The organism is Marinibactrum halimedae (assembly GCF_021234875.1).
Classification (GTDB): Bacteria; Pseudomonadota; Gammaproteobacteria; order Pseudomonadales; family Cellvibrionaceae; genus Marinibactrum; species Marinibactrum halimedae.
This window is the reverse complement of the sequence record NZ_JAJQVM010000004.1, coordinates 150,453-172,686: the sequence shown is the minus strand read 5'-3', so window position 1 is coordinate 172,686 and position 22,234 is coordinate 150,453. Positions and strand designations below refer to the sequence as shown.

At 41.9% G+C, this 22,234-nt stretch carries 17 protein-coding genes; 10 read left to right on the top strand and 7 right to left on the bottom strand.

From position 1 onward, the window contains the following. Positions 1 to 18 precede the first annotated feature (18 nt). A complete protein-coding gene (nhaA, locus tag LU351_RS04075) occupies positions 19 to 1,371 on the top strand; it encodes a Na+/H+ antiporter NhaA (RefSeq protein WP_232592774.1) in 1,353 nt (450 codons plus the stop codon). A 173-nt stretch (positions 1,372 to 1,544) separates the two neighbouring features. Beyond that, a complete protein-coding gene (locus tag LU351_RS04070; RefSeq protein WP_232592773.1) occupies positions 1,545 to 2,936 on the top strand; it encodes a sigma-54-dependent transcriptional regulator in 1,392 nt (463 codons plus the stop codon). 54 nt (positions 2,937 to 2,990) lie between these two features. On the opposite strand, the gene LU351_RS04065 is transcribed toward LU351_RS04070, so the two are convergent. After that, positions 2,991 to 4,721 (bottom strand): hypothetical protein, encoded by a 1,731-nt coding sequence (locus LU351_RS04065; protein WP_232592772.1) that lies wholly within the window; start codon positions 4,719 to 4,721, stop codon positions 2,991 to 2,993. Between the two features lie 318 nt (positions 4,722 to 5,039). On the opposite strand from LU351_RS04065, the gene LU351_RS04060 reads away from it, so the two are divergent. From LU351_RS04060 to LU351_RS04040, 5 genes are all read left to right on the top strand, one after another. After that, positions 5,040 to 6,050, top strand: coding sequence for an amidoligase family protein (locus LU351_RS04060; RefSeq protein ID WP_232592771.1), 1,011 nt, complete (start codon positions 5,040 to 5,042; stop codon positions 6,048 to 6,050). Then, positions 6,043 to 6,759, top strand: coding sequence for a gamma-glutamyl-gamma-aminobutyrate hydrolase family protein (locus tag LU351_RS04055; RefSeq protein WP_232592770.1), 717 nt, complete (start codon positions 6,043 to 6,045; stop codon positions 6,757 to 6,759). Before LU351_RS04060 ends, LU351_RS04055 begins: the two co-directional genes overlap by 8 nt. Before the next feature lie 44 nt (positions 6,760 to 6,803). Then, the gene (locus LU351_RS04050; protein ID WP_232592769.1) at positions 6,804 to 7,181 is read left to right on the top strand and encodes a YqaA family protein; all 378 of its coding nucleotides are present in this window, start codon (positions 6,804 to 6,806) and stop codon (positions 7,179 to 7,181) included. A 215-nt stretch (positions 7,182 to 7,396) separates the two neighbouring features. Further along, positions 7,397 to 7,972 carry a DUF2058 domain-containing protein gene (locus LU351_RS04045; protein WP_232592768.1) on the top strand — a complete coding sequence of 192 codons (576 nt, stop codon included), beginning with the start codon at positions 7,397 to 7,399 and terminating at the stop codon, positions 7,970 to 7,972. Positions 7,973 to 8,032: 60 nt separating this feature from the next. Continuing rightward, positions 8,033 to 8,863, top strand: coding sequence for a CvfB family protein (locus LU351_RS04040; protein ID WP_232592767.1), 831 nt, complete (start codon positions 8,033 to 8,035; stop codon positions 8,861 to 8,863). Positions 8,864 to 8,984: 121 nt separating this feature from the next. On the opposite strand, the gene LU351_RS04035 is transcribed toward LU351_RS04040, so the two are convergent. The 5 genes from LU351_RS04035 to zigA all read right to left on the bottom strand — a co-directional run bounded on the left by LU351_RS04035 (position 8,985) and on the right by zigA (position 16,596). Beyond that, complete coding sequence (locus LU351_RS04035) at positions 8,985 to 10,616, bottom strand: CocE/NonD family hydrolase (RefSeq protein ID WP_232592766.1); 1,632 nt, start codon at positions 10,614 to 10,616, stop codon at positions 8,985 to 8,987. 377 nt (positions 10,617 to 10,993) lie between these two features. Further along, entirely contained in the window at positions 10,994 to 11,728 is a 735-nt protein-coding gene (locus LU351_RS04030; RefSeq protein WP_232592765.1) for an NUDIX hydrolase, read from the bottom strand. 303 nt (positions 11,729 to 12,031) lie between these two features. Continuing rightward, complete coding sequence (locus LU351_RS04025) at positions 12,032 to 13,762, bottom strand: S8 family serine peptidase (protein ID WP_232592764.1); 1,731 nt, start codon at positions 13,760 to 13,762, stop codon at positions 12,032 to 12,034. Positions 13,763 to 14,165: 403 nt separating this feature from the next. After that, on the bottom strand, positions 14,166 to 15,239 hold the full coding sequence (locus tag LU351_RS04020) for a CobW family GTP-binding protein (protein ID WP_232592763.1): 1,074 nt from the start codon (positions 15,237 to 15,239) through the stop codon (positions 14,166 to 14,168). A 154-nt stretch (positions 15,240 to 15,393) separates the two neighbouring features. Beyond that, positions 15,394 to 16,596: a zinc metallochaperone GTPase ZigA gene (zigA, locus tag LU351_RS04015; RefSeq protein WP_232592762.1), complete on the bottom strand. Its 1,203-nt coding sequence runs from the start codon at positions 16,594 to 16,596 to the stop codon at positions 15,394 to 15,396. A gap of 383 nt (positions 16,597 to 16,979) precedes the next feature. Here zigA and LU351_RS04010 point away from each other — a divergent pair, with 383 nt between their 5' ends. Both LU351_RS04010 and LU351_RS04005 read left to right on the top strand, forming a co-directional pair. Beyond that, positions 16,980 to 18,170 (top strand): benzoate/H(+) symporter BenE family transporter, encoded by a 1,191-nt coding sequence (locus LU351_RS04010; RefSeq protein ID WP_232592761.1) that lies wholly within the window; start codon positions 16,980 to 16,982, stop codon positions 18,168 to 18,170. Between the two features lie 467 nt (positions 18,171 to 18,637). Then, positions 18,638 to 19,504, top strand: a complete 867-nt coding sequence (locus tag LU351_RS04005) for an alpha/beta hydrolase (protein ID WP_232592760.1) — start codon at positions 18,638 to 18,640, stop codon at positions 19,502 to 19,504. A 104-nt stretch (positions 19,505 to 19,608) separates the two neighbouring features. Here the strand turns inward: LU351_RS04005 and LU351_RS04000 are convergent, their stop codons facing one another. Continuing rightward, positions 19,609 to 21,147 carry a right-handed parallel beta-helix repeat-containing protein gene (locus tag LU351_RS04000; protein WP_232592759.1) on the bottom strand — a complete coding sequence of 513 codons (1,539 nt, stop codon included), beginning with the start codon at positions 21,145 to 21,147 and terminating at the stop codon, positions 19,609 to 19,611. A 364-nt stretch (positions 21,148 to 21,511) separates the two neighbouring features. On the opposite strand from LU351_RS04000, the gene LU351_RS03995 reads away from it, so the two are divergent. Next, positions 21,512 to 22,132: a hypothetical protein gene (locus LU351_RS03995; RefSeq protein ID WP_232592758.1), complete on the top strand. Its 621-nt coding sequence runs from the start codon at positions 21,512 to 21,514 to the stop codon at positions 22,130 to 22,132. The last annotated feature ends 102 nt before the right edge of the window (positions 22,133 to 22,234 follow it).

The following is a 22,234-nucleotide window of genomic DNA, read 5'->3' as shown; positions in this document are numbered from 1 at the left end:
TTTGCTGGAGTTTCGCTAATGTCTTTATCCTCTACACCGATTAAAGCACGACAACATGCCCCTTTAGAAAAGGGATTAAATAAATTTCTTACTCCGTTTGATTTATTTTTCAAGAGCCAATCAAGCTCGGGGTTTTTGTTGTTAGCTTGTGCGATCGTAGCTATGGTGTTAGCGAATTCTGGTTTAAAAGATACCTATACGGCGATTAATCATTTACCACTTAGAATTGGTTTGGGAGATTCGACTATTGAGCACTCCTTACACCATTGGGTAAATGATGGTTTAATGGTAATTTTCTTCTTCATATTGGGAATGGAGATAAAGTACGAAATCTTGGCAGGTGAACTGCGTGACCTTAGGCAGTCTGTGTTGGTGATTTTTATGGCAGTAGGTGGGATGCTAATTCCTGCCGCTATTTATTTTTATGTGGCTGGTGGTGTGGCCTCTCAAGGGTGGGGAATTCCTATGGCGACAGATACCGCTTTTGCATTGGGTGCCTTAGCTATTCTCGGTTCTCGTGTACCTCGTTCAGCCGCTGTATTACTTTCTGCACTAGCGATTGTTGATGATATTGGGGCAGTTTTAGTTATTAGTATTTTTTACACCGCAAATATCAATTTTCTAGATTTTGTCTTTGCAGTGGCAACAATTGGTGTAATGTGCCTGTTTAATCTTATGGGGGTTCGTCGCCCTATTTATTATTTAGTTGGTGGGATAATTTTGTGGTGGTGGGTACAAGAATCAGGTATTCATCCAACCACAGCAGGTATTCTTGCCGCAATGACGGTTCCAGCACGTCCATACACAAATACGCAATGGTTTTCTCGTCGAATGCGTGAATTATTAACGCGCTTTGATCAGCTTGATAGGCCCTCACAGTCGATTTTAGAAGAGCATCGTCAGCATGATGTCGTAGAGGAGGTGCATAGGGTTGCGGTGCAGACAACCACCCCATTGCAACACTGGAATACAGCTTTGGATAAACCGGTTGTCTTTCTGATTGTACCTTTATTTGCCTTTTTGAATGCCGGTGTAACCTTGCCTTCAAACTTGGGTGCCATGAATGCACCGGTGATGTGGGCGACTTCATTGGGTTTAATATTGGGTAAGGGCATTGGTATTAGTTTGTTTGCCTTTCTGGCTCTTCGCCTTGGTGTGGCTCGTTTACCAGAAGGTTTACAGTTTGCCCAAATTATTGGTTTGGCTTTTTTGGCAGGAATGGGGTTTACAATGTCTCTTTTTATCTCGGCATTGGCATTTCCAGACAATGCTGTTCTATTGGCCCAGGCCAAATTGGGTATCATCGGAGGCTCTCTTGTGGCAGGCGCAGTCGGTTTTTCTATTCTTTTCCAACAAGCTACCCGGAGTTAATAGAGCGATGGCAATCTTCCCTGGAGGTGGCGTATTAATAGCTATTTTTTATAAAAAAGAATTTTTTGGTGTCTATACATTTTACTACTTCGGATAAATCAATATAGATAATTATTTTTGTTGCGCTAATTAAAGGCCTAGTGAGTATAATCCAATTATATTTGGAGATTCCTATGGCCAACAAATTATTGATTATCGAAGATGATTCTCATACCAGTGGTGAACTCAGCCGCTATTATCGTCAAAAAGGATGGTTGGTCTCTGTGGCTGACGGGGTTGCAGAGGCAAGACGCTTATTGGATAAAGAGTTCAACCCCCATGTTATTCTTGCAGACCTCGGTCTCCCTGATGGTAGTATCTTAGATCATTTTGAAGATATTCATGCTGACACAGACCATAGTGAGTGGGTATTTGCTTTTGAGTCTAACTCGCGAACGAATATCGATCGCATTGATGAGCTTGCCTATGAGTTTATCGAAAAGCCAATAAATCAATCTCGCCTAGATGTAATGCTAAAGCGTGCTCTGCGCGCTTCTCTTACTGCAAGACGGCTTGCGAATTATTCAAATTCTGACAGCCAACTCTACCATTTTGATGCTTATATTGGCCACAGTGAAGCGGTGAGTGATTTGAAAGATATGCTTAAACGGTTAATGGATGTACCGATTAGCACGATGATCATTACTGGAGAAACAGGTACTGGTAAGGGCTTAACGGCACGAATTATTCACAATAATGGTCTTCGAAAAGATGGTCCTTTAGTTGAACTGAATTGTGCTGCTTTACCAAAGGAGTTGATGGAGTCTCATCTTTTTGGTCATGAATCTGGTGCGTTTACGGGGGCGAAAGGGCGACATCGCGGACTCATCGAGCAGGCAGACGGCGGTACTTTGTTTTTGGATGAAATTGGCGATATGGATTTGGACCTTCAAGCGAAACTGCTAAAGGCAATCGAAGATAAGCGTATTCGTCGTTTGGGTGGTGAGCGTGAAATTTCTGTCGATGTCCAGATTATTGCCGCAACAGGTATCGATCTTGAGCAAGCCTCCCGTGACAATCGATTTCGCGATGACCTTTATCATCGTTTAAGTGTATTTTGTATTACTTTACCACCATTGCGTGAGCGTAAAAATGATTTAGTAGAGTTGGTTCCTCGTATCATTGCGGAATTTAACAGCAAGGCCAATCGTCGTGTTGAAGTGGTGCCAGATCAAGTATGGGATCAGCTTTTAGCTTATGACTGGCCAGGTAACATTCGCGAATTACGTAATGTAGTGGAGCGCTGTGTGTTACTTTCATCTGATGAAATTTTCCCCAGTAAGTGGTTACAACTTACAGACAATGATTCTCAAGAAGCAAATGTCTCCACAGTGGGCATTCCGACGGATAGTATTGTGATTCCTCTGGATGGCAGCATGGCATTGGATGAAATGGATAGCCATATCATCCAGAATGCCTTGGAGTTAAATGATTTTAATATTACAGAGACGGCGAGAGTATTAGGTACAACCCGTGAAACTTTGCGCTATCGGGTGCAGAAATACGGGCTTAATACTTCTGCATAGAGGTGTGCTTATTTCTCATCAAAACGAAAAAGATAAAGTAAAAGATAGATGGTGTTAACTTAATTTATCCGTTTCTTGTAGCTCTAATGGTGCTGGCTGAGTTGCTGAGGCTTCTGGTGCATCCATATGTACCGTTAATTGATTGAAAGGAATTACCCAGTTGTGTTCATTGCATGCTTCGACTGTAGCGCGTTGTAAAAAGCGCTGAATGGGATAGTAACTACTGGCAGCCTCACCAGAAAAGAACGCCAGGATCATTACATTGAGGGATGATGCGCCTGCTTCAGCAAATTCCACACGTAGTTCGTTTATAAAATCATTGAATTGTTTCTCGGTAACGGCTAAACGAAGATGCGATTCGAGTTGGTTAGGGATGTCTGAGGTAATATTGTCTTGCAGTGCGTAGTCGAGTCCAAAATTGATAAAGATTCCAAAACCCTCTGAGAGATTGCGTGGTTGGGCTGCGATAAAGTCGCGGGTAGAGTAAGTGAGTTTTGATCCACCTCGAACATTTAATTGTACGACCTCTGGTGTTTGCAGTACCACTTGCCCATAGGTTTCATCAGGCATAATGAGGTAATCATTTGGTTTACAAGGAAACCAAGGCTCATTTCGAGACCAGCGCCTAGATACTAAATTAAGCATTACACCCAGAGGTAACCGTATGCGGCCACCGGTTAGCAGTGGATTGACTAAATCAGAATAAATGTTCAATCGTGAAACCCTCCATGGTAAACCGTTGTAGATCACTCGCTCACCTTCACGCACTGGGCCTAAATTAAGAAGCAAACGTACCTCATCTACATAAAGTGGTAATGATTTTCGCAGAGCAAAAGTGAATCCTACTAATATAATGATTAATAGGGTAAGTAATAGCCAGTCACTTAATGCATAAAGTGTCGCCATCAATGCGAAAAGTGAAAATATGACGGTAAGTAGTTGGAATATTACATGAACGAGCCGTGCAAAAAATCGCCTTTCACGATCTCGGCCTTTACCAATAAGGCGCTCCAATAAGTGGCTCAAGTATCTAAAAAGGACAAATGTGCTAAAAAAAGCAGTGAGACTTAAGAGTAAATTAGTACCTCGACCGGTAATAAAACCTTTCAGGGCATTGATAATGACAGCACTGCGACTTTGATCATTATCGAGCTTTTCGTTGAGTTGAAATTCAACCAATTGGGCTCGATTCACTAATTCATCACGTCGAGTTTTCCAATCTTCAAGCATTTGAATTAACGCTTTTTTAGCTTTCCCTGCTTCTACAACACCAATCAATATTTTGATTTCTTCAATGGCCAAATTTGCTGCTTTAATGCGTGTTTTAAGGGAGTTTTTTTCACTTCGTAGTCGCTCAATTTGACGGGGGCGTTCGGATAGTTTTTTTAATTCATATAATAAGGGCTTGAATACTTCTTCTAGTTCGCTTTGCCAACTAAAATTTTTCTCTGAAGGGGATTCGAATAAAGTGAGGTCGACCGTTCCTGTGGCAATTTGCTCTAAGGCGTCGTATTGTCCTTCAAGCTGCCTTTGTAATCCCTGTTTTTTCTCTTCCAGTTCGGCAATGTCTGCTTCTATTTTGGTGGACTTCAATTTTTTATTGAGGGTTTGTATTTCAGTCCTTCGTTTCGCTATTTCATCGACAAGTGAGCGCACTTGCTCAATAACTTGTGGCTGAATGTGTGATTGCTCTGATTTACTTTCTGGTACTTCTTCTGGAGATGCTATTGCTAAGCTGACAAAACATAAGTTAATGGCGATGATGAAGCCGATAATCGTTTTCATTTGTACCCCTTTTTCGGCAGGTGCTTCGATATCATTCTTTTATTATGGTGTGTATTGGCTCTTTTGGTAAGGCTAATTTTATTCTTTAAACCTAGTGATCAGATAGCATGAGGCGTGCCAGTTATTTTTTCGTTTTACCGATAGCTTGTTGGTTTAATTCATCTGCTTTGGTTTAAATCCACCATTTTAATGGGGGATATAGCCCGTCTGCCAATAAAATATACATAAAAGACCCTAAATTGCTCAGGTATGGAATGTGCAGAGTAACACTCATGAGTATTTTTTGCATTTTGTAAACATGAGAAGGGATTTAACTAAATGAATGATGAATTGAGAAAAAATTGGCTGCCCATTAAGGTTGAAACGTTCGACGGTAAAATAAGGAAAGTGGGTGTTGAAATTGAGCTTTCTGGCCTCTCAATAGAGACGATGGCAAATTGCATTTGTGATTTGTATGGCGGCGATATTCAGCAAATAAACCCTTTAGAATATAAAGTTAATCAATCGGAATTTGGGCGTTTTAAGGTGGAGCTTGATGCTTCATATATGAAAAATTTGGCAGTGAAACAAGAAGAAAATAATTCAGAGGAGGGAGGTCTATCAGATCGGGCTTTTGAATTAATGACCAAGGCTGCAGAGCAGTTAGTGCCCTGGGAAATAGTAACTCCTCCAATCAAACTGAACCAGATAGAACGATTGGAAGATTTAGTAACAATTTTACGAGAAAAAGGTGCTTTGGGAACTCGTAATGCTCTGCATCATGCTTTTGGTGTGCATTTAAACCCTGAATTGCCCGACCTAGAAGTGAGTACAATAGTACGTTATTTGAGAGCGTATTTTTGTCTTTACGATTGGATTGTTGAACAGGAAAACGTAGATATAACTCGTCGTTTAACCATGTATGTTAAGCATTTTGACAGTTCATACATCGAATTAGTACTCGATAGTGACTACAACCCCTCTATGGAACAGTTAATTGATGATTATTTAGAACACAATCCAACACGTAACCGCAGTTTGGATCTTTTGCCTTTATTTGTTTATTTGGATGAAGCTCGTGTGAGGAAAGTGGTCGATGACACAAGAATTAAACCCCGTCCCACATTTCACTATCGATTACCTAATTGCGATATCGATAATCCAGACTGGAGTCTGTATTTTCCATGGTGTTTATGGCTGGAAGTTGAAAAGCTCGCTCATCGACCTAAACAGCTTAAAGATATGATTGATGAGTACCTTGTTGAACTTGCACGAATGGCGTACCCCATTGAGAGTCGATGGGCTACCCGAGCAGCCGGCTGGGTTGCTGGGGAGCCTCTTTATGAATAAGGTGAGGCCTTTGGTTATTGTTACTGGTGCCTATAGACGGTGGCGCTTTGGGTGGTGGGCAACACGATTTATGCTTTGGATGGTCGGGCTTAGGGGGGTGTATTTAACCCCGGTTTCAAAAGAAATACCACCTGGTGTGAAAGGTATCATTATTGGTGGGGGCGACGATATCGAGCCCGAGCATTATGGTATGACCGGCGATGCCGGTGCTAAGTATGATCCAGAGCGTGATAATTTGGAGATGTCTATGGTTCGTATGGCCATAGCATGTGATATTCCCATTTTGGGTATTTGCCGTGGTGCGCAATTGATTAATGTAGTACTGGGGGGGAGTTTGTATACGGATATTCGTTTAAAAAGGCGAATGACGCCCAATCGCAATAGTTTATTTCCTATAAAGCTGGCAAGCTTGATTAAGGGTACAAAAATCAATCGGTTGATAAATAAAAAAGCTGTCAAAGTTAACAGTTTACATAATCAGGCCATCGATCGTTTGGCAAAGGGGTTATGTATTGCGGCTCAAGATAAAGATGATTTTATTCAAGCGGTAGAAAGTCAGGATAAGAACCGCTGTATTCTAGGTGTTCAGTGGCACCCAGAGTATATGCCTTATCATTCTGCGCAACGTCGTTTATTTCACGGCTTTGCTAAGGCGGTTTTTTGCAGTAATAATACCCTCGATTGCACACCGGTGGAGCAAGCCCTCTGAGTTATCTAATCTTATTTTTTAGCGCGCTTGGCGCGGCCACGTTATTGCCTTTTTCTTCGGAAGTCACACTGGTTGCTTTACTGGCAAAATCCTATCCCACGGTAGGGTTATGGGCTGTGGCGACCTTGGGTAACACTTTAGGGGCGGTAGTGAACTGGGTACTGGGTCGTTATTTGATTCATCTTGAGTCAAAACCTTGGTTTCCCTTTAAACGCCATCAACGCCAGAGGGCGCAAGGTTGGTTTCAACAATATGGAAAGTGGAGCTTGTTATTCGCTTGGTTGCCTATCGTTGGGGATGCTTTAACGTTTCTTGCTGGCGTAATGCGTGTGCCCTTTGCTTGGCTCATTGTACTGACGGCCATTGGGAAGGGCGCTCGATATGCTGTGGTCATCGCGGTTTATTTTGGTGTTCTCTCCTAAAGCTTATGTTTTAACCGGTATCTTTAATGGTCTGAACCGCTCTCGCTTATTGAAACGTGAATTTTTATGCTTTTACCAGTGATATGGGGCGGTTTGATGGCATAATGACCGTCATTGCAGAAGGGCAGGGTAAACAGAGGGTGTAAAGCCGCTTACCCATGCTGAATGTTGGAAGAAAACCTTAGAAGAAAACGGCAGATAAAATAGGTGTTTTTATGAGTAAATCCTTGCAAGATCAATTGCTTGGTGCTGGGCTTGTGGATAAGAAAAAAGCTAAGCAAATCACGAAAGAAAAGAAAAAGCAGAAGAATGTCGAGCGCCGTAGTAAAGAGCAAAGTATTCCTGAGGCTCAGCAGGCGGCTGAGGCCGCACGTTTGGCAAAGCAGGAAAAAGATCGTCAGTTGAATCAGCAAAAGAATGCGGAGGCTGAACGTAAAGCGATTGCCGCTCAAGTCATTCAATTGGTGCAAATGAATCGTATCGACAAAGGCAACGGTGACGTTGAGTTTAACTTTACTGATGATAAAACCATCAAGCGAATTCTGTTAACCGCCAAAATGTCTGATCAGGTGACTCGTGGTGTGTTGTGTATTGCTAGGCTGGGTGAGAATTATGAAGTTATTCCCCGCCCGGTTGCGGATAAAATTCGTGAGCGAGATGAGTCAACCGTATTGGTATACAACACTAAACAGGCGTTGGCTGATGCGCCTGCAGACGTGGATAGTGTTGAAGAAGATTCTGATGAAGCTTACTACGCTCAGTTTGAAATCCCCGATGATTTAATGTGGTAAGCGGGATTTGAATGGGGATGGTCAATGGGTTAAAAATGAAGACAGCGTGGTGAACGTAGTATGGTAGAAGTGGGTAGGCTAAATCGGTTGCAAGTAGTCAAAGCTGTAGATTTTGGGGTATTTCTGTACGCAGAAGAGTTGGATAACGTTCTGCTGCCCAAGCGTTATGTGCCAGAGAATACCCAAATTGGTGACATGCTGGATGTGTTTATCTACCTGGACTCGGAAGACGACTATATTGCGACCACGGAAACACCACGTGTGATGGTGGGTGAATGTGCTTATTTAAAAGTCACTGATGTGAATCGTATGGGCGCGTTTATGGACTGGGGCCTACCCAAAGATTTGTTGGTTCCGTTCTCAGAACAACATATGCGTTTTGAGGTAGGGCAATCCCATATGGTGTATGTGTATGTGGATGCCGCGACAGATCGAATTGTGGCAAGCAGTAAATTAAATCGTCATTTGCCAGAACGTTTTGGAGTGTTTAAACCAGGTCAAGCAGTTCAATTACAAGTATGGGGGAAAAGCGAACTAGGCTATAAAGTGGTGATTGAAAATAGTCACCTTGGCTTGTTGTTCCGAGATGATGCTTTTCGCCCGGTAAGATTTGGTGAAAAAATCGAAGGCTATATTAAAAGTATTCGCCCAGATGGAAAAATCAATGTTAGCCTGCAGTTGCCTGCGGGGCAGGGTCGTGATGAGTTGTGTGAAAAAATACTTGAATACCTTGAAGCTCATGGTGGTGTATCTGACTTGGGCGATAAAGCCGATCCAAAAGAGGTACATCGATTATTTCGGGTGAGTAAAAACAACTACAAAAAAGCATTAGGAAAACTATACAAAGGCAAAAAAATCAATATTACCCCTGAAGGCATTACACTTTTGTAGTTTCTTTTTTCTTGGTGTCTATTTGTTAGAATTGATTTCTTTGATTCTATTTTTCTAAATGTGAAAATAAAAAGCCCGCAAGTTATAGCGGGCTTTTTTTTGTATCTATACGATAGGCATTTTAGAGTACTGGTATCTCAATTTTGGGTTGAAACTCTCGACTGTAATGAAAATTCAAAGAGTAAGGAAGAATCGAGGGGGGAGTAAAAAGTAAATCGAAAGTATCGATCACAACAGCCAGTTTATGCCCAGCGGGTATGTCGTAGGCGGCTGCGGTCAATTCCATCGTAAATTGCACATTTTCTCCTCGCTCCAAATCATGCCGACTGTAAGGGGCATAATTAATTAAAGTAGCAAGACCATTGGGCGCAATATCATAGAGATAGGTGACCACTTGAAAATGGTCAGTATTGCTGCTGACCTCCAAATCCAGTTTGGGAATCCCTCGAATACGCATACCTTGAGTGAGAGTAGGTGATTCATACCATTGCCCGGCGAGAGAGTTGAACAACAGACGTCTCATTGTAACAGGCTCTCCTAAATTACCATCGAATATGCTGGCCAGAATAGGAATTCCGCTCCATGCACCGCTATCAATGCCCGCCATAATTCGGTTTGATGTCTCCCTGCCTTGGTAGGGTTGTTCAGACAGAGAACCGTCTCGAAGTAAACCACTGGGCGTAAGGTAAAAAGTTTGGGTATCGGCAATCTCATCAGGCAGCTGGGAATAGACTTCGCGCTTTTTATTGAGGTCGGTTTCAATAAAAACTCTCTCATTGGGAATGTTCAGGCTGGTATCGCCTTTCAGCCAGTAATCAAACCAATTTTCGGCATTTGTCCAGGTGAAGCTATCCAGCCCTAACAAACCGTCTAGCTCGCCAGTGGCATGTTCGCCTTGATTTAATTCTAAATGTTTCGGAGTGGTTAATTTGGAATACAGCGCCATAGCACCATTAGGAGGAAATAACCCATCACCATAATTGTTAGCGATAAAAACTGGTGCGTTACGTTCGTTGATTAAATCGATGTAAGAGCGAGGAGAGCGCTTTGCGCTCCATTCTCGAACGTAATCAATATTTTTATTGGTCAATATACTGGTGTAAACCTTTCGAACTTCATTGTCCAGATTTCCGATGACCTCGCCACTGAGAACCAGAACCGCTCCCCACGCAAGGCGCGTGGTATTGTCTTTGTATATGGAGTCAACGATGGAATCCCAAGTGCTCATTGCGGCCACCGTTTTTATTCTGGGTTCTTTGGCAAGACCAACAAGAGAAATACCCGAGCCGTATGAAATTCCTGACGCGCCAATATTGTCGATATCGACGAAACCAAGAGAATCTAAATAATCAACGGCAGAGGAAAGGTCACTCATATCATCGTCAGTCACAACACTGACTTTGCCTTCTGAGCAGCCAAAACCACGAGTGGTATAGCTGAAAACAACGTAACCTTTTTCTGCAAATCGTTTTGCAGGGGCTAAATATTCGTTGTCATTGAGTGCCCAACTATTAATAAAAATGATGGCAGGGCGTTTATCCTCTTCGCTGGCCCCTGTGGGAATAAATATATTGGCGTCCAATTCCAATCCATCGTGGGTTTGAATGAAAATTCCTTCATCATCAAACGTATACAGTGGCGTATCTGGTATATCGATATTGATGCAAATTGCAATCGCTTGCGTGCTGACCAGTGTCATCCATAAGGTAACGGTGAGCATAATGGAGTATGCCCAATGATTTATTGATTTCATACAGTAACCTATTTTAATTATTATCATTTTTAAGATGTGAGAGTAGACAAAGCTACCTCCGTTGATGATCCAACTTTTCACGATACCGTTTTTTCGGTATCCGTTTTTGAGGATGTAAAATCAGATCCAAAACATCCAGTACTGTCATGATGAAAGAGATGTCTTCTATAGTTTGTAGAAAACATTGAATGAAAATCAAGCATTTGTTAAAAAATAAATGAGTAATATTGATATGAACTTAGACTGGCCAGTCTAAATTGGGGTTGGGATGATTTTCATTTAAATGAAAATCACGACAATGTTTTTCAATTTTTTAGATGCCGCCTTGAGCTGTTGTGATTCATTGTGTATAGGAAATTGATTTTCAAGAAAGAAAGTTAAGAGCGTGGACCTTCAATGGAGCGTAAAAAATAATGTTCTGCACCCAGTTGTTTGGCACGATACAATTTTGCAGGGCGCGTATGGCTGGCTCTCATATTGCCGGTTTCTTCAATAATATCGGCATCTAAAAATCGTCTTCGAAATGCTTTTCGATCTAGGTGTTTGTTGAGTAAAATTTCAAAAAGTTGTTGTAACTCACTTAAGGTAAATTCTTCTTGTAAAAGATTAATGGGGAGTGAAGTGTACTGAACTTTATTTTTCAGCCGTTCATAACAGTGCGTGAATAAAGTTAGATGATCAAAGGCCATTGGGCAGTAGTCATTTAACTCATGAATAGGAACCCATTGGGCTCGTTCAGAAGATTCATTGGCAGAAAGAGTGATGTCACTGCTATTGATAAGCGCGAAGTAAGCAATGGTGAGTGACCATCCTCTTGGGTCTCTCGAATTATTACCAAAAGTGCCAACTTGTTCTAGATAGGGCGAGGCCACTCCGGTTTTTTCAAACAGTTTTCTATAGGCCGTGTCGTCTAAGGTTTGATCTTTTTCAGGGTGAACGAATCCTCCAGGCAGTGCCCATTTTCCTCGTTCTGGGTGTTCAGAGCGTTTGACTAATAAAACGTTAACGCTATCGTTTAACACTGAAAATATACACATATCTACTGTGCATAACGGCGTATCGTAGTTGTGTATATTGTAGTGCTGTAAATAGTCAGATTCTGACGTGCTCATTGATTTTTTGCTCATTTACCCAGGTTTATTGGGTTTATTCATTGGGTTGACGGCTATGGGGTACAGCAGTAATAAAAATTAAAAAGGTTTTCTTTTAGGGTGTGGCTGTGTGTTTAGGTTAGTGAATCGTAAGAAAGTGGCTCAAAGACACTTCACCTTGATCATAAAGTTGCTTGCATTTTTCGTCAAGGTGAAGTGATGGTTCGAAACGATGAAATGGTATTGAGTTTTCCCTTTTATTCGTCAGCTATTTTTATTGAAAAGACATTATTTTGAGTGAGTTGTCATTATATTTCTTATAGGTCAATTCAGTAGCGGGCATCCATTTTTGTTAAGAAAATCGACGGCTGCATTGGCTTGCGCAAGGCCGAAACCTGTGGAGTCGTCTCTACCTGGAGTATGAAGATCCAGGGCTGTGGCAGAAAGTGCGGCTCTAATCTCTTGTGCGGTACAGTGTGGGTGGTAGGACCAGGCAATAGCAGCAACACCGGTCACATACGGTGTGGCCATTGAGGTGCCGCTGAGGTATTCATGATTACTGCCATGATTTACACGCAGGTAGGTTTTCTGGCCAATGAGTGTTTTGAGTTTTTTACCTGTCTCACGATCCACACTGACGGCGATAATGTTTTGAGAAAATGTTGTGTCGAGTAAATTGGTGTCTTGTAATCCGGGGCGTGTTTTTGAAGAGTAAATAATGGCGCCTCGGCCACCAGCGTCTTGGCAGCTCATGACTGCATTTATTTCCGGATAGTCGAGAAAATTTTCTTCAAACTCTCGCTCAATTAAACAGATTTTACCGGCGGCGCCAGAGCAATCAAGGCTACTGGGGCAATGAAACAACTTTCCATAAGCGGCTCCAGGAAAAGAGATGTTATCAAACAGATTAAATTCATTAAACATGACACGTTTTAAGGGAACGACTTCGTTATCGAGGAATGATGTGCGGCCAACATACAGGCTGGCATCCCAGCCTTCACCGGCATTAACGGTAGAGCGTATTGCCATACCTGGCCCAGACAGTTCAATTTGGTCGGTATATTGGGAGAAATACGCAGGTTCTAGATGACTGTCTACCGCTGCGACCGCCACGACAGAAGGGTAAGACGCTGGGTAGGCATATTGGCTACTTTGAAAATTACCTGAAGCTGCAATGGTTAAAATACCCTTTTTATATTGCTGTGCATAAAAATCCGCTTCAATTTCAGACGATTCAAGAAAGCCTAAACTCATGTTGACAATATTGGCACCGGCCTCTGCACAGCCTTCATGGGCTTTCATGATGTCTGAGCTACGAATCTCCAGACTTTTATTCACAAAGCCTGCTACATACAAATTGAATGCCGCATTTTGAGTTACTCCGACGGTGCCTAGGTTATTGTCTAGAGCAAACATAATTCCGGTAACGTGAGGTCCATGAGAATCAATGGGCTCGTACCAATTACCTTCAATAGGCCCATAAGTATCACCATAGACATTATTTAATTGTAAATCAGGATGGTCGATATCATACCCTGTATCAATCACACAAACGGTAATACCATTTGGTACCCACTTTGTGAGCGGTGCACCTGCTTGCACGGCATTAACACCCCAGCTCGGTTTTTGTTTTATCCATCGGCTTTTTTTGGTATTTTTCCATATTGATTTTTTTGAATGAGCATTTTTTTTGTATTTTTTATTGGTTGGGCTGACAGTTTGTAGCTCTCTTATAGGATCAATTTCTATTCGCTTAACTGTAGAGTGTGCTTTCAGTTTTTGAACTTGCTCAGAGGTGAGTAACACAGCAATGGTATTTATGTTGTAAAGGTGATGCCGAATTTTTCCTCCCGTTGCTTGAATAATTTCTTCGCGTTCTTCTTTTATCTGATTTTCGGTTTTTGAAATAAATGAATTGTCGGAAAATTGAATGAGGTAGTTTTTTTTGTCGTTACTTGGTGTGTGTTGTATTTCGTCAGGCTTCGAGAGTGTGTGTGATGATGCAAGTAATGTGAGAGAAAAAATTATAAATATAGAGGATGTTAAGGCTTTCATGGGATCTTCCTTTGAAATCATGGTTTTGTTTGTGAGTAAAATTGTTTTAGAAGTTGAAAAATTCTTTTTGGTTTTTTTGTTGTGCAGTTAAATGGTACCAGAGTTTTTGTGAATAACGTTCTTTGGGGAGAGAAAGGAAGCGCCAAATCTAGAAAAGAAATGTTAATTTTTATTGATTTTTAAGAGAGGAGGGTTTTGTGTAAAAAAACATTAAGCGGTTTTAATTTTTTTTGTTTTTTGATTATTTGGGATGGCTGTTTTTATTTGAAAATAATGTTTGATAGCGTGTGCTAAAAAAATCATTGATAGCACTTTAGAATGAATAGTCCTTATTTTTAGTTGAAAGAGTATTCAGACAGTGAGTTGAAAGAAGAGTGGGCATCAACAATCCCTAAGTGACGAGTTATGATGTCACTGCCTCTTGAAGCAGATTCAATAATTCACTGGCAATAGGTTGTTCAGTAATAAATTCTAAGCGGCTTTCCTTTAAGGGGGTGGTTTTGTGTGTGGAGAGGGTGTCATAAGCGCGGTTAATTTGAATAAAGCCCTGTTCGGTTCGAATAATGGCTTTTACTCTGATGGCTTGAATAGCATCAAAAAAATCTTGCAGGACCTTTTGATTAAAAAGGCACTCATAAGGGTAACGATAACCGTAGCTGAAATAATTTTCAGCGGTATTTTTTGCAAAGATATAACCTTCTTCTGGCCAGTTCGTTGGCTCTTGCAGGTTGCGATTCGCTTCCGCAGGAATGGGCGATAAGCGATTGTTTTTTAATACTCGTGAAGTAACGGGAGTTGAGATAAGGGTAGGTTTGGGTTCGTCAATGTTCAGAGGCTGAATGGGCGGTTCTACTTTCGCTCGGGCATAGAGTTTGACATCCTCCAGTGATATTTGCCCTTGTTCTGAGCATATAACGGGTAGGTCTTGGTGTATTTCATGATCGAGAAATTGCCTCAGCGCAATATGGTCTGACTCTTCGCATAAATCGCTTTTGTTTGCGATGATGACATCGGCAATACTTAATTGCTGCCGAAAAGTTTCATGAGAGAGGTATTTGTCTTGGTGAAAATGTCGTGGGTCCACTAACGTGGCAACCAAAGCGAGTTTGATAACCTCTTGATAATACTCGCTACTGAGTGTTTCAATCACTTCTTTTGGGTGACCGAGGCCTGTGGGTTCAATAATAAGTCTGTGAGGTTTTGATTTGGCAATCAGCATATTCAGTGCTATTTGCATGGGCAGCCCACTGGTGCAGCACATGCAACCACCCGGTACTTCTTTTGTGAAAATGCCGGATTTCTGAGAAACCCCCGGTGACAAAAGTTGCTCATCCATTCCTATTTGACCAAACTCATTAATGAGAATCGCCCATCGTTCATGAGAAGGTTTTTGCTTCATTAAGTGTTGAATAGCCGTGGTTTTTCCGGTGCCAAGGAAACCGGTAATGATGATAGCCGGTACAGCAGAAGAGGTCATAATGATGTCGCTTTTGCCCACTGAGGGAGAACGTGAGTAGAAATTGAAATGCTGATGAATGTTTGGGGCAGCTTAGCATAGAAAGCGCTTAAACTACCCGTTGAGTAATATTATGATGGTGACTGTTATCGCTTAATTTTTACTCTTTTTCATATCATTGTTCTTGCCACACAGGAAAAGGGTCTTCGAGTGTAAGCCACTCGCTTTTTCCCGCGAGCAATTCTTCATCGGTAAGCAGGCAGTCATCGAGAGCCTGGGTGATGAATGCTTGATCGAGGTTTTGCCCAATAAAGACCAATTCTTGTCTCATGTCACCAAACGGTTCTACCCAGCGACTTTTAATAGACTCAAGGTATTCTTCATCTTCTGGCCATTGTGATTCAGGTATGGCTTTCCAAAACATGCCTGCGAACCCATAGCGTGCAATGCCGCCCGCCTGTTGCCAACTGCCGGCAAATTCTGGTCGGCTGGCTAACCAAAAATACCCCTTGGAGCGTAAGAGTTTACCGGTGGTTTTTTCGTTGTGTAAAAATTCATGGAATTTTTTAGGATGAAAGGGACGTCTGGCTTCATAAACAAAGCTGCTGATACCATACTCTTCTGTTTCTGGAGTGTGCTCTCCTCTTAACGTGGCGAGCCAGCCCGGAGATTGTTGTGCTTTTTCAAAATCAAAAAGGCCGGTACCCAGTACTTTTTTAAGGTTAATATTGCCCTGTGAAATCGGGATCACTTCCGCTGTTTTATTCAGGGACTTGAGGATTGCAATGGTCTCTTCAGTGTGGGAAGTGCTGACTAAATCGGTTTTGCTGAGTAAAATAACATCAGCAAACTCAATTTGGTCCACCAATAAATCTGCTACTGTGCGTTCGTCTTCTTCACCGAGACTTTCTCCAATATCGTTAAGGTATTTCGCTTTCTTGTAATCACTGAGGAAATTGGCGGCATCGACGACCGTGACCATGGTATCCAACCGGGAAACATCTGACAGGCAAATACCATCTTCGTCGGCAAAGGTGAAGGTTTCTGCGACAGGCAGAGGCTCAGAAATTCCCGTGGATTCAATAAGCAGGTAATCGAACTGGCCCGCTTCAGAGAGCCTTCTGACCTCAATGAGTAAATCTTCCCGCAAAGTACAGCAAATGCAGCCGTTAGACATTTCAACCAGCTTTTCTTCTTGGCGATTGAGTGTAACTTCGTTTTTGATGGTGCTTGCATCAATATTGACTTCACTCATGTCATTAACAATTACGGCGACACGCAACCCCTCCCTATTATTGAGGATGTGGTTGAGCACAGTGGTTTTGCCGGCACCGAGAAACCCGGACAGCACGGTAACGGGGAGGGAGGTATTTTGCATGGGGCTATGCCTTTATTTATTCAGACGAAATTTATTCAGATGAATCAGTTATTGAAACCAGCTGCCTTTCGTTGCTGACTCTTAGTTAATCATCCTTGGTTTAATCACTCTTGCTTGAGCTTGAATGACTTTTGTTTAATGGCTCTTGTTTAATGATTCTTGTTTAATGACTCTCAATCCATATTTTTATTGTTATAACATAACATTTTGAGGGAGGCTGGAAAAGTCGCTTTGTTTAAGGCTCTGGGCGCCTTATGCTTTTGTCGTAATTTCTTTTTGCAATCAAAGCCAATATCATCATTTCAAACGCAATTCTTCGTTGGTTAATAACGGTTGGTTAACTACGGTTAATCAATGTATCAGTAGTGATAAGTGAAGGCATTATGACGAGAACATTTGTACAGGACATATTTAATGTGCCCGCTATTGTGGCGGGCTTCGTTAAAGTATTGGTGGGGTATGCCAGTGCTGCTGCGATTATTTTTCAGGCCGCCGCTGCTGCCGGTGCTTCTGAAGCCGAAATCAGCTCCTGGATGTGGGCATTGGGCTTGGGGATGGGATTATCGTGTATTGGCTTATCGCTTTTTTATAAAACCCCAGTGGCTTGTGCCTGGTCTACGCCAGGAGCAGCGCTATTGGTGACCAGCCTACCTGGGTTCAACTTAAGTGAGGCGGTGGGTGCTTTTATCGTCTGTTCGGTGTTGATCGCGTTAGTTGGGTTTACGGGCATTTTTGAGCGGTTAATGAACCGAGTGCCTTCGGCGTTGGCCTCGGCTATGTTGGCAGGAATACTACTAAGGTTTGGTTTAGACGTTTTTGTTGGCTTTGAAAATAACGCCTTTTTGGTTGGAACCATGTTGCTGTGTTATTTAATGGCACGACAATTGGTTTCTCGCTACGCGATTCCGTTGGTATTGCTAAGTGGTGTGGTGATTGCGTTTACTCAAGGTACGCTTTCGTTGTCAGAGGTGCATTTTACTCTCACAGAGCCTGTCTGGACGGCTCCTACTTTTACGTTAGATGCCATTATCAGTATTGCCGTACCGCTGTTTATTGTCACTATGGCCTCTCAGAATATGCCGGGCGTGGCAATGTTAAGGGCTAATGGATATACCGTGAATGTATCACCATTGGTCGGCTGGACGGGCATAACCGGTATTGTCTTTGCGTGTTTTGGTGGTTTTTGTTTTTGTTTGGCGGCAATAACCGCCGCCATTTGCATGGGAAGGGATGTTCATGAAGAGGCCGATAAACGTTATTGGGCGACCGTGTGGGGAGGTGTGTTCTATCTTATTGCCGGGGTTTTTGGTGCAACGGTGGTTGCGTTATTTGCTGCCTTCCCTAAACCTCTTATTTTAGCCATTGCGGGGTTAGCGTTATTGGCCACTATTGGTAATAGTCTTTTTGGTGCTATTACGGATGAGAAACACAGAGAACCCGCGTTAATTGTATTTTTAGTGACGGCTTCGGGAATGTCGTTATTGAGTATTGGCAGTGCATTTTGGGGTATTGTATTGGGGGCATTATACATGAGTATAAGCTACGGAGTGCAGCAGCTAAAGCGGCCTTTTTAAAGGCACGTTTAAAAGAGGGCCAATGACCGTCCAAAGAGAAATTCTAATAAACATTTAAAAAAGAATACCAAAAAACCGCCGCTTCGCTCTGGGTTATCGGCCGCCTGCTGGCGGCGTTGAGACTGTAGAAAAACTTAAACTTTGGCATAGTTGATTCTAATAGTTGATACTCTTGGCTGAATAATAGCCAGGCGTGCCAAATTTTATCCCGTACACCTCAAGTAAATCACATTGGTTCCGATTGATTTCAATCGTCAGATACAAGCCGAACATTTGAGTTCGCGTTGAACTGCTTGATTGAGTATAAACTGGGTTTATCGATTGGGCAGCTTGTTTTTTGATCAATTTGTAAAGTGGTGCCAGAATTTATTTTTGTTTAGATTATTTGGCGCAAAAAATTAACAAAATTTGAAGGGTGTAGTTTGTGTTTTTCTACAGTCTCGCTATGTGCAATAGGTAGTAATTACATGAATAGAATTTTTTTGACTGCAGTATTTTTTCTTTTTCTTCAGGCAAATACTTTTGCTTCTGTAACTCAGGTAGAGAGATCATTTGAAATAAAAAATTCAGAGATTTACACCATAAGTTCATCTAATTTAGGTCGTGAATATGATATATATGTTAAGGTTCCGCACGACTATTTAGCGAAAGAAAGCGAAAAGAAAACGTACCCAGTTTTATATTTGAATGATGGACCCCATACTTTCAAAGTCGCATCAGGTGTTACGCACTTTCCGAGTATGGATAAAGCAATAATTGTCGGTATAGCTTTTGCGCACGGGGAAAATGGGCAATTTAGCAGAGTTAGAGATCTAACTCCTGAACAAGATAAAAGCTGGAAAAGCTACAAAACAGGAGGAGCTGCTGAGTACCTGACATTTATAGAAAAAGAAGTGTTCCCATTTATTGAGGAAAAATTTCGCGCTGACCCCGATAAGCGCATTCTTGCTGGGCATTCACTTGGTGGTTCTTTTGGTACTTGGGTTTTCCTTACCAAGCCCGAGATGTTTTCTAGCTACATCTTAACTAGCCCTTCTCTTTGGTGGAAAAATAATACCATCACTGCAACCGAAGATTTTTACGCAAAAAACAACAAAAATCTTAAGATCAATGTTTTTTATGCCACATGCTCATTAGAAACACCTGAGAACGGGATGAAGGAGATGGTTAAAGGGCATCAAAAGTTCGTTTCCCGTTTACGTTCTCGAAATTATGCGGGGCTAAATCTACAAGATGAAATTGTTCAAGGCACAGATCATTACTCAACTTTTCCAGTTGGCTTAGCCAAAGGGCTCAGGTGGATTTATCAGGAATTATGGTCAATTAAAGAGTGATCGCACATAACAAACAAAGGCAGTATCAATACCGCTAATCAATACAGCAGCCGAGCACAAGTCTCGGTTACTGTATTGGATCTTCTACTTAAAAGAGGACTTACTTAGGGCGCTTCGTTGTCAGAATAAGCCCCTAAATCAACTTGGTTTAACCCAGCTCCGCGTAAAGGTGAATCGACACTTAAGCGGTAATCTCTTATTTCAGCATTTTCAAAGCCTGGCGCGGTCACTGTGGAGTTTGTGCCCACAGCCGACATGAGTTCAGGGTGTTCCGTTTGTGCCCAGGTTTCCAGTGTGAGAACACGAGCTTGCTCACTTCCTCCTAAATCTAATGTCCAAGCTAAGCTGTCTGCTTGCCAATAGGCATTGTAATCGAAGCGTGTAAATTGTTCTGTGATTTCCGCATTGGGAGAGTGTCGTGTTACCACTACATCATCTTGTAATTCAGTGAAAATATTATTGTAAACCGACACTGCATTGACGCCTCTAAATTCAAGTGCGGGTTTATTGGTTTTTACTACGGTGTTATTAAAAATACGAAAATTGTCAAATGTGGCAATAAGCGGTGCTTGATCCGCATGAAGAAAGTGATCCATATTTTCAGCAAGGTTATGGTGTACCGATATCGAATTTATAGGCGGTGCTTGATCATTTCCTGCTGATGCTTGTACCGCAACATTGATATCCGTAAACGTATTTTCAGAAATCGTAATGTTTTCGAGCGCGCGCGCGCGGGCACTATTGAGATAAACACCGGTGGTGCTATTGCTGATGGTATTGTCTGTAATGGTAATATCAGTGACAGTTTCATTTACGGTATTGGGTGCATCTAAAACGGATTGTGTTGTGGGTAATTCTTGAAAAATATCATAAATTGTATTGCCCTTTACCAAGGCGTGACTCACACCGGCGAGTCGAATACCGGCTACCCATTCTTCACCAAAAACATCATGAATAACAAGATTTTCTAAGGTGATATTCGAGGTTTCACATCCACTTAGCGATGAGGTAACCCCTGCGTCGTTGACATTACGAATTTCCATATTTTTTATGGTAATGTGACTCACACAGTTTAAGACTATGCCGCTAAGGGGTGTTTCACTCGATTGGGTTTGCCCTTGGTCAATAAGTGGTGCTTGACCATTATTGTCTGCGATACCTTCAATGTGAATTGGGGTGATATCGCTACCAGACGTATTCAACACAAACCCTTGGCTTGTTGTGGTGGTATCAGCTGTATCGACTTGATAGCGATAGCGTTCACCGTTAGCGTCTACCCCTGCTTTAACGTAAAGCGTTCCGCCGGGTAATAAATTATCTAATCCTGCTTGTAACGTTTTAAAGGGTCCGGAACCGCCTTCTTCTTCAGGGACACCATTGTTTTCATCACTGGCATTGGGATGGGTTGCCTCTACGGTGATAATCAGTGGCGGTTCTGGTTCTGGTTCTGGTTCTGGTTCTGGTTCTGGTTCTGGTTCTGGCTCTGGCGCCGGTGTTGATGGATTTTGATCTGGTGCTATTGGTGTTTCGGTAAGGCTCATGCGTTCACCACCACTGCTTTGCCCCCCACAAGCTGACATACCAATACTGGCTATTACGATTAAGGAGGTAAATCCCATTGAGTTTGCGTTGGACAGCCGCATGATGTTTCCTTCGTTTAAATTAATGAATTTATCTTTTTTGAGATTATTTAATAAAAGTATTAAAAAATTATTCAGTTGAATTGTCATTTTAATAAATATTAAGTTATGTTATAACATAACGAGTTGTCGACACGCAAAAAATGAAATTTCTTTTTATCGTTCAAAATATGGTTTAAAAATTATCCATAAGACAGTGAGTGGCGAATTGGTGATGCCTATTTTCATCAATTTTCGAGCAGTAAGTGCCCTTTTTTACTGCTGCTTTTATGTCTTGTTCAAAAAAACAACGATTATCTTTTGAAAAATACGCTGTTTGTAAAGAGCAGGGCAGGGTTTTTATCTTATTTAAATACTGGAAATTAATATGATTAAAAATATTCTAGGTGGTGCTTTGTTATCAGCAGCACTGCTTTCTCAGAGTGCGAATGCTGAACATTTTGATGTTGATTTAGGCGTTAAGCCATCTGGTCAAGTTGAAGTATTAAATTTAGCTCCGCTTGATAAAGATACGGGTTGGAAAATTTTGGAAGCCGAATTTGGTGAAGGCGAAAATCCATACGCGACGGATGACCCTGGGTTTCTTGCAGAAGATGGAACCTTTAATGATTTTGAGCCCATTTGGTACAACGCCGTTGGTCAGTTGCATTATTTTAACGGCCTGGAGTGGGTAACAGGCAGCTTTACTGAAGAAGTTTTATTGTATGGGTTACGTGGAGAAGAAACCATTTTTGGTAGTGAGAATGTCTTTTCTGGTGACACCTATGGATTAATTGATCGTGCGGATCGTGAAGGTGGTGTCCATACTCACTTGGAATTTGAAGTGGATAATTTCTTTGGTACAGGTGCACCGCGTGATGGAGCTTATATGATTGCCATTCGTGTTTATGGCGATGATCACACCGCCTCTGAGCCTTTCTATATTGCCTTTAATTTAGGTTTGGATGAAGAAGATTTTGAAGCGGCTATTGATCTGCGTGCTGAATAGGTACGGCTTTGTCTCTTTAAATACCAATCGTTTACTTTCGTAAGCGTACCAAAAATCTAAGCACACTAAGAGTAAGAGGCTCTTTTAATGCCTTTTTACTTC

Bases quoted from the DNA above. Each gene is read 5' to 3' on its own strand.
- LU351_RS04065 (WP_232592772.1), bottom strand. From the start codon at position 4,721: ATGAAAACGATTATCGGCTTCATCATCGCCATTAACTTATGTTTTGTC.
- LU351_RS04060 (WP_232592771.1), top strand. From the start codon at position 5,040: ATGAATGATGAATTGAGAAAAAATTGGCTGCCCATTAAGGTTGAAACG.
- nhaA (WP_232592774.1), top strand. From the start codon at position 19: ATGTCTTTATCCTCTACACCGATTAAAGCACGACAACATGCCCCTTTA.
- LU351_RS04055 (WP_232592770.1), top strand. From the start codon at position 6,043: ATGAATAAGGTGAGGCCTTTGGTTATTGTTACTGGTGCCTATAGACGG.
- LU351_RS04025 (WP_232592764.1), bottom strand. From the start codon at position 13,762: ATGAAAGCCTTAACATCCTCTATATTTATAATTTTTTCTCTCACATTA.
- LU351_RS04045 (WP_232592768.1), top strand. From the start codon at position 7,397: ATGAGTAAATCCTTGCAAGATCAATTGCTTGGTGCTGGGCTTGTGGAT.
- LU351_RS04040 (WP_232592767.1), top strand. From the start codon at position 8,033: ATGGTAGAAGTGGGTAGGCTAAATCGGTTGCAAGTAGTCAAAGCTGTA.
- LU351_RS04010 (WP_232592761.1), top strand. From the start codon at position 16,980: ATGACGAGAACATTTGTACAGGACATATTTAATGTGCCCGCTATTGTG.
- LU351_RS04000 (WP_232592759.1), bottom strand. From the start codon at position 21,147: ATGCGGCTGTCCAACGCAAACTCAATGGGATTTACCTCCTTAATCGTA.
- LU351_RS03995 (WP_232592758.1), top strand. From the start codon at position 21,512: ATGATTAAAAATATTCTAGGTGGTGCTTTGTTATCAGCAGCACTGCTT.
- LU351_RS04070 (WP_232592773.1), top strand. From the start codon at position 1,545: ATGGCCAACAAATTATTGATTATCGAAGATGATTCTCATACCAGTGGT.
- LU351_RS04030 (WP_232592765.1), bottom strand. From the start codon at position 11,728: ATGAGCACGTCAGAATCTGACTATTTACAGCACTACAATATACACAAC.
- zigA (WP_232592762.1), bottom strand. From the start codon at position 16,596: ATGCAAAATACCTCCCTCCCCGTTACCGTGCTGTCCGGGTTTCTCGGT.
- LU351_RS04035 (WP_232592766.1), bottom strand. From the start codon at position 10,616: ATGAAATCAATAAATCATTGGGCATACTCCATTATGCTCACCGTTACC.
- LU351_RS04020 (WP_232592763.1), bottom strand. From the start codon at position 15,239: ATGACCTCTTCTGCTGTACCGGCTATCATCATTACCGGTTTCCTTGGC.
- LU351_RS04005 (WP_232592760.1), top strand. From the start codon at position 18,638: ATGAATAGAATTTTTTTGACTGCAGTATTTTTTCTTTTTCTTCAGGCA.